General features: G+C 74.7%; 3 protein-coding genes. 2 read left to right on the top strand and 1 reads right to left on the bottom strand.

What is annotated here, in order from left to right; all coding sequences use genetic code 11:
- Positions 1-165 precede the first annotated feature (165 nt).
- Positions 166-765 carry an HD domain-containing protein gene (locus ABT300_RS42750; protein ID WP_351688203.1) on the bottom strand — a complete coding sequence of 200 codons (600 nt, stop codon included), beginning with the start codon at positions 763-765 and terminating at the stop codon, positions 166-168.
- A gap of 207 nt (positions 766-972) precedes the next feature.
- Between ABT300_RS42750 and ABT300_RS42745 the strand changes: the two genes are divergently transcribed.
- Both ABT300_RS42745 and ABT300_RS42740 read left to right on the top strand, forming a co-directional pair.
- A complete protein-coding gene (locus ABT300_RS42745; protein WP_351688200.1) occupies positions 973-1,962 on the top strand; it encodes a phosphotransferase family protein in 990 nt (329 codons plus the stop codon).
- 72 nt (positions 1,963-2,034) lie between these two features.
- A partial coding sequence (locus ABT300_RS42740; RefSeq protein WP_351688197.1) for an ROK family transcriptional regulator occupies positions 2,035-2,937 on the top strand: 903 nt, incomplete at its 3' end.

The following is a 2,937-nucleotide window of genomic DNA, read 5'->3' as shown; positions in this document are numbered from 1 at the left end:
CCCAGCCGAGGCTCCAGACTCAGCCGGAGCCGGAGCCGGAGCCGGAGCCGGAGCCGGAGCCGGAGCCGGAGCCGGAGCCGGAGCCGAGGCACCCCGTGATCCGTTCCGCCCGCCCCGGTCTCCCCGCCCGCCCCGGCCCCCGCGCCCGCGGCCCTCGCCGCGGTCTCACCCGTGGACCGGATGCGTCGCCTGCCAGGCCAGCCGCAGCTCCGCGCCCTCCCCGACGGCGGTGAGGAACTCGTCCAGATCGAGGAACTCCTGCCACACCGGACGGCCGCCCGCCCGCGCCAGCTCCGCCACGACCAGATCCTCCAGATCCGTGGCCCGCTTGTTCTTCCACACCTTGTCGGCCAGGCTCACCAGCAGGTCGTCCACCGTGACTCCCGGGGCCGCCCAGGAGGCGTGGGTCGCGGCGAACCGCGCCCGCTCGGCGGGCGCCCCGTGCGCGAGCAGCAGCGCGCGTCCCGCCTCCTCGTGGAGCGCGCCGGGCCCTGACAGCTCACCGGGGTGCAGCGCTTTGCCGATGTCGTGCGTGGCCGCACCGAACAGCACCGCCTCCCGGTCCACGGGCAGTCGCGGGCAGCTCAGGGCGAGCCGGTCGACGAGCTGGACGGCGACGTCGTGCACCGCTCTGAGGTGCGCCACCAGCCGGGGAGGGGCGCCGACCTCGTCCAGCAGCCGCACCGCCTCCGACGGCAGCGGACGCAGCGGAGGGTGCGAGGTCGCGTCCTCGGCGACGGCCCGGACGTTCCAGACAGTGGTCATCGCGTCAGCGTAACGACCGCCGCGCCGCCCGGAGGTCGGCCGCACGCGCCGACCGCGCGCCCAACTCCCGTGCGCAGGGCCGGTCGTGCGGGCTGCACGTCGTCGCGCCCGGGGCGGCGCGTTACGTACCCTGAAGCGGGCCGCGAGCCGGGCCGCGGGACCGGGGCGGACGGACGGCCGCCCGAGGAGGGGAAGGGTGAGCGCACGGTGACGGACTCGCGGGAACGGGCCAGGAAAGTACTGGCGGCGGCGGGCATCGCGCCGGGCCGCCTGGCCCGCGTGCGCCCGCTCGGCGGCGGCACCTACAACACGGTCGAGGAACTCCGCCTCGCGGACGGCGCCGGCTACGCGCTCAAGATCGCACCCACCGCACCGGCCCTGCGGTACGAGAGCCGACTGCTGGTCGGGGAGGCGGAGTTCTGCCGGGGCGCGGCCGAGGCCGGCGTGCCGGCGCCGCGCGTCATGGCCCTCGACGAGCAGTGGCTGCTGATGACGATGTGCCCGGGCGACCCCTGGAGCGAATCCCTATCCACCGCTGAACAGGTCTCCCTGCGAACGGAGTTGGGGCGGCAGGTCGCCCGGCTGCACCAGGTGACCGGGCCCGGCTTCGGATATCCCTCCGGGGTGTTCGGCCCGCTCGCCGCCGACTGGCGCACCGCCTTCGCGGCGATGTTCGACGCCGTGCTCGCCGACGCCCGTGACTACCGCGCCCGACTGCCCCGCCCCGCCGACGAGGTCGCCGCGCTCGCCCGGTCCGCGTACGGCGCCCTCGACGACGTCGCCGTCCCGGTCCTCGTCCATTTCGACCTGTGGCCCGGAAACGTCCTGGTCGACCGCCCCGGCGGCGGGACCCGGATCGGAGGCCTCATCGACGGCGAGCGGATGTTCTGGGGCGACCCGCTCGCCGACTTCGTCTCGCTCGCCCTGCTCGGCGACATCAGGAAGGACGAGGCCTTCCTCGCGGGCTACCGCGGGGCCGGAGGCCGGGCCGACTTCGACGGGCCCGCCCGGCTGCGGCTCGCGCTCTACCGCGCCTACCTCTACCTGATCATGCTCGTCGAGACGGTCCCCCGGGAGGTCGGCGCGGATCACGAGCGCTGGACGCAGGAGGCGGTCGCCCCGGAGCTCGTCGCCGCGCTGGACGAGATCGCCGAGGCGGGCGGCTTGCAGCGTCTCTTAGCTCACATCGTGAACTAAGGGTTGGACGAATGTCGCGTCAGCTCGTCCGCAGAGGTATGTTGCAGGTCGGCGCGGCTCGGAGGGAGCGATATGACGGGGCGGAACGGGCGCACGGTACGCGACCTGAGGCGGGCGAACCGCACGGCTGTGCTGCAGCGGCTCTACTTCGACGGCCCGCTGAGCCGTTTCGAGCTCGGCCCGGCCACCGGTCTGAGCTCCGGCTCGATCAGCAACGTCGTCGCCGAGTTGATGGCGGACGGGCTGGTGGAGGAGGCCGGCAGCGTCGACTCCGACGGCGGCCGCCCCCGCATCCTGCTGCGGGTCGCCCCCGGCAGCGGCCACATGATCGGCGTGGACGTCGGCGAGACCCGCGTGCGCATCGAGCTGTTCGACCTGACGCTGACCGAACTCGCGCGCGTGGAGAAGCCGTTGGAGCAGCGGCGCTACGCGGTGGACGGCATCGTCGGCCACATCCGCGACGGCGTGGCCGAAATGCTGGCGGCCGCCTCCGTCGGTCCCGAACAGCTGCTCGGCGTCGGCATCGGGGTCCCCGGCATCGTCGAGCACACCCCCGGGCGCGGCGCCGTCGTGCACGGCCAGACCATCGGCTGGGACGCCGTCCCGCTGGAGGAGCTGCTGCGCGAGGGCTCCCTTCTGCCCGAGTCCGTCCCGTACTTCATCGACAACGGCGCGAAGACCCTCGGCCAGGCCGAGATGTGGTTCGGCGGCGGACGCGGCGCGCACAACGCGGTCGTCGTCCTCTTCGGCTCGGGCGTCGGCGCCTGCCTGGTCACGCCCGAGGTGGAGCACGGCCGGGCGGTCGAGTGGGGACATCTCACCGTGCGGGTGCGCGGCCGTCGCTGCCGGTGCGGGGCCCTCGGCTGTCTGGAGGCGTACGCCGGCGCGGAGGCGCTGCTGGAGCGGTGGCGCGAGGCCGGCGGCCGGCCGCCGGAGGGCGTGGACGAGGAGACGGCGTTGAAGGCGCTGCTCGAC

The organism is Streptomyces sp. NPDC001027 (assembly GCF_040299045.1).
Classification (GTDB): Bacteria; Actinomycetota; Actinomycetes; order Streptomycetales; family Streptomycetaceae; genus Streptomyces.
Note: the sequence above shows the minus strand (reverse complement) of the source record. Positions and strands in the feature narration are given on the sequence as shown.

What these genes read in the sequence shown, in the direction of transcription:
- ABT300_RS42750 (WP_351688203.1), bottom strand. Translation starts at nt 765, where the DNA reads ATGACCACTGTCTGGAACGTCCGGGCCGTCGCCGAGGACGCGACCTCG.